We start from the raw sequence: 3567 nt of genomic DNA on the forward strand, positions 1-3567 counted from the left end.
CCGGCTGCCAGTCCGGCGGCAACGGCCGCGGCACCCAGTCGGTGAACAGCTGCGGCCAGGTGCCGTCTTCGATGACAGCGTCCAGGCCGGAGTTCAGTGCCGAGATCAGCGCCTGGTTTCCCTTGGCCACCGCGTACGCCTCGAAGCCGGCCGGGCTGAAGGTGTAGCCGACGATCTGCGCCGGATCGCCCGGCTTCAACAGGTTCAGCGCGGTCAGCGACGGCGCCACCCAGGCGTCGACCTGGCGGCTTTTCAAGCTGGCGTACAGCGTGACCGAGTCGGGGAACCGCACCGGTTCGACTTCCAGTGCGTCGACGGCGTAGGCGTCTTCGACAGTGCCCTGAACTACCGCGATGCGCTGGCCGCTGGTCAGGGCATCGAATCCGGTGATCCCGGATCCGGCCGGGACCACCAACGCCATGTAACCGAAGTCGTAGCCGTTGGTGAAACCGACGGTGCGGCGGCGCTCGTCGGTGGCGTTGATCGACGCCGACCCGACGTCGAAACGTCCCGATTCCACCTGGGCCAGCAGGCCGAAGAAGTCGGTGCCGACGAAGTGCACCCGCAGACCCAACTTCTTGGCGATGGCCCGCAGCAGTTCATTGTCGAACCCGCTGTAGCGGCCCCGGGCATTGATGCAGTTCGTCGGGGGGCTTTCGGACTGCGTGCCGACCGTGAGCACCCCGGGGGTGCCCAGCCCCAGTTTGGTCACGTCAATCGAACTCAGCGGTTCGACGCCGGCCGTGGTGTATTTGTCCTCGCGTGGCCACTTGGCGTTGGCCAGTTTGACCGGCAACGCGACGGCGGCCTGCTCCCCGGGCGGGGTGCACAGGTCCGGGGCGGCCCCGGCCGACGGCATCGCCGCCATACCGCCCACGATCATGCACGTGGCGATGAACGCCGCGAGCCTTATTGCTGATCGCGCCATCGGCACAACGCCTCGACGGCGGACAGGTCGTAGTCGGGGCCGCTGCTGCCGATGGTCAGCAGGCTCACCCCGAGGCGGGTCAAGGCGTCGGCTTCGGCCAGCAATTCGGCCACGGTGCCGTGCGTCTGGTCACCGCCCAGCGCCGCAGAGTGCTCGATCGTGGCGGGGTCGCGTCCGACCGCGGCGCAGTGCTGCGCCAGCACAGCTGCCTTGTGCGGGTAGCTGTCGGCGTCGGCGAAGCTGTGCCACATGTCAGCGTGCTCGGCGACCAGGCGTAGCGTCTTGCGCTCCCCGCCACCCCCGATCAACAGGGGGATCGCGCGAGTCGGCGGCGGATTCAGCTGGGCCAGGCGGGTTTTGACCCGCGGCAATGCAAGGGCCAAGTCGTCGAGGCGGCTGCCCGCGGTGCCGAACTCATAACCGTATTCACGGTAATCCCGGTGTTTCCAGCCCGCGCCGATGCCCAGGATCAGCCGGCCGTCGCCGATGTGGTCGACGGTGCGGGCCATGTCGGCCAGCAGCTCCGGGTTGCGATAGGAGTTGCAAGACACCAGCGCACCGATCTGGATGCGCGAGGTCTGCTCGGCCCAGGCGGCCAGCATGGTCCAGCACTCGAAGTGCGGTCCGTCGCGGTCGCCGTAGAGCGGGAAGAAATGGTCCCAGTTGAAGGCGATGTCCACACCCAGGTCTTCGCAGCGCCGGACCGCGGCGCGGATGGCACCGTAGTGCGCCGCGTGTTGGGGCTGCAATTGCACCGCGATGCGGGTGGGTCGCGCCATCCCGCCACCTTATCCCCGGAATTGTCGGATTGATGCGGCGCTTCCAGCTTCGCCTCTCCTCCGTCGAGCCTCGCTGAACCGCCAGGTATCAGGCGAGTGAACCGACGGGTTCATGCCGGTATCAGGCGAGGGTCATGCGAAGTAGCTCGACCAGCACGCGAGGCCGATCACTTTGCACGGAGTGACCGGCGCCGTCCACCACGTGGGTGGTCAGCCCCGGCGAGCGTTGCGTGTACTCGGCGACGTCGTCGGCGGTCACGAAGAACGAATCGCCGCCGCGGATCAAGGTGGTCGGCGCGGTGATCGCCGAGACGTCGGCCCACAGTTCGGTGAAGTCGCCGACGGAGCGGATGGTGTCGTAGCGCCACGTCCAACTGCCGTCCGGCAACCGACGGGTGTTGTGGAACACCCCGCGTCGCAGTGACGCCAGATCCCGGTGCGGCGCCGCGGCCGTGGTGACGGCCAGCAGCGACTCGAAATCAGGGAAGGTCCGGTCGCCTTGGGCCAATGCCACGGTCCCGCGGTCGGCGGCACTCATCTCGGCATGGCGCTGCAACGCCGACGGCGTCACATCCACAATCGCCAACCGGCGCACCAGCTCGCCGGCGGTGGCCGCCAGGTGGATCGCGGTCAGCCCGCCCAGGGACATGCCGACCACCAACTCGGCATCCGGCGCCAGCTCCTGCAGCACGGGCGTCAGAGTGGCGGCATTGCGCTGCGGTGAGTAGTCGCCGTCCTCGCGCCACGCCGAACGGCCATGGCCGGGCAGGTCCACCGCCAGCGCGGGCTCGCCGAGCCCGAGGATGACGGTGTCCCAGGTGTGAGCGTTCTGCGCACCGCCATGCAGGAACACCACCCGCGGCGGTGCCGAACCCCAGCGCAGCGCACTGACTTCACCGGTATCGATCCGCTCCACATCGGGCAACGGGCCGGCCAGACCGGCCTGCTCGGCGTTGCCCGCCAATAGGGCGAACTCCGAGAGGCCGGCCAGCTCGTCGTCAGTCATGTTCGGCGCAGAGTCGGCGTCTAGCCGACGATGAATTCCTCGAGCTGGGCGCGCGCGACGTCATCGGCCAGCTGCTTGGGCGGGCTCTTCATCAGGTACGCCGACGCCGGCAGGATCGGTCCGCCGATGCCGCGGTCCTTGGCGATCTTGGCGGCCCGCACGGCGTCGATGATGATGCCGGCCGAGTTCGGCGAGTCCCACACCTCGAGCTTGTACTCCAGGTTCAGCGGTGCGTCACCGAAGGCGCGGCCCTCCAGCCGCACGTAGGCCCACTTGCGGTCATCGAGCCAGGCGACGTGGTCGCTTGGTCCGATGTGGACGTTCTTGTCCTCGACCTTGCCGGCCAGCGAGCCGGTCAGGTTGGAGGTGACGGCCTGGGTCTTGGAGACCTTCTTGGACTCCAGGCGCTCACGCTCGAGCATGTTCTTGAAGTCCATGTTGCCGCCGACGTTGAGCTGGTAGGTGCGGTCGAGGGTGACCCCGCGGTCCTCGAAGAGCTTGGCCATCACGCGGTGGGTGATGGTGGCGCCGACCTGGCTCTTGATGTCGTCGCCGACGATCGGCACGCCGGCGTCGGCGAACTTCTTGGCCCACACCGGGTCGGAGGCGATGAACACCGGCAGCGCGTTGACGAAGGCCACATTGGCGTCGATGGCGCACTGGGCGTAGAACTTGTCGGCCTCTTCCGAACCCACCGGCAGGTAGGAGACCAGCACGTCAACCTTGGCCTCGCGCAGCGCGGCGACCACGTCCACAGCCTCGGCGTCGGAAACCTCGATGGTCTCGGCGTAGTACTTGCCGATGCCGTCCAGGGTCGGGCCGCGCTGCACGATGATGTTGGTCGGCGGCACGTC

General features: G+C 68.1%; 4 protein-coding genes. All 4 read right to left on the reverse strand.

The window, feature by feature from the left end:
• Positions 1–928 (reverse strand): ABC transporter substrate-binding protein (locus tag AC2VOG_RS12635; protein ID WP_486940241.1); only part of this gene is annotated, 928 nt, incomplete at its 3' end.
• Entirely contained in the window at positions 910–1707 is a 798-nt protein-coding gene (locus AC2VOG_RS12640) for an LLM class F420-dependent oxidoreductase (protein WP_486940242.1), read from the reverse strand. The genes AC2VOG_RS12635 and AC2VOG_RS12640, both read right to left, overlap by 19 nt.
• Before the next feature lie 121 nt (positions 1708–1828).
• Entirely contained in the window at positions 1829–2713 is an 885-nt protein-coding gene (locus AC2VOG_RS12645) for an alpha/beta fold hydrolase (protein WP_486940243.1), read from the reverse strand.
• A gap of 20 nt (positions 2714–2733) precedes the next feature.
• On the reverse strand, positions 2734–3567 hold an 834-nt coding region (locus AC2VOG_RS12650), incomplete at its 5' end, for an inositol-3-phosphate synthase (RefSeq protein WP_486940244.1).

The organism is Mycobacterium sp. TH-M11 (genome assembly GCF_057473725.1).

Bases quoted from the DNA above. Each gene is read 5' to 3' on its own strand.
- AC2VOG_RS12640 (WP_486940242.1), bottom strand. From the start codon at position 1,707: ATGGCGCGACCCACCCGCATCGCGGTGCAATTGCAGCCCCAACACGCG.
- AC2VOG_RS12645 (WP_486940243.1), bottom strand. From the start codon at position 2,713: ATGACTGACGACGAGCTGGCCGGCCTCTCGGAGTTCGCCCTATTGGCG.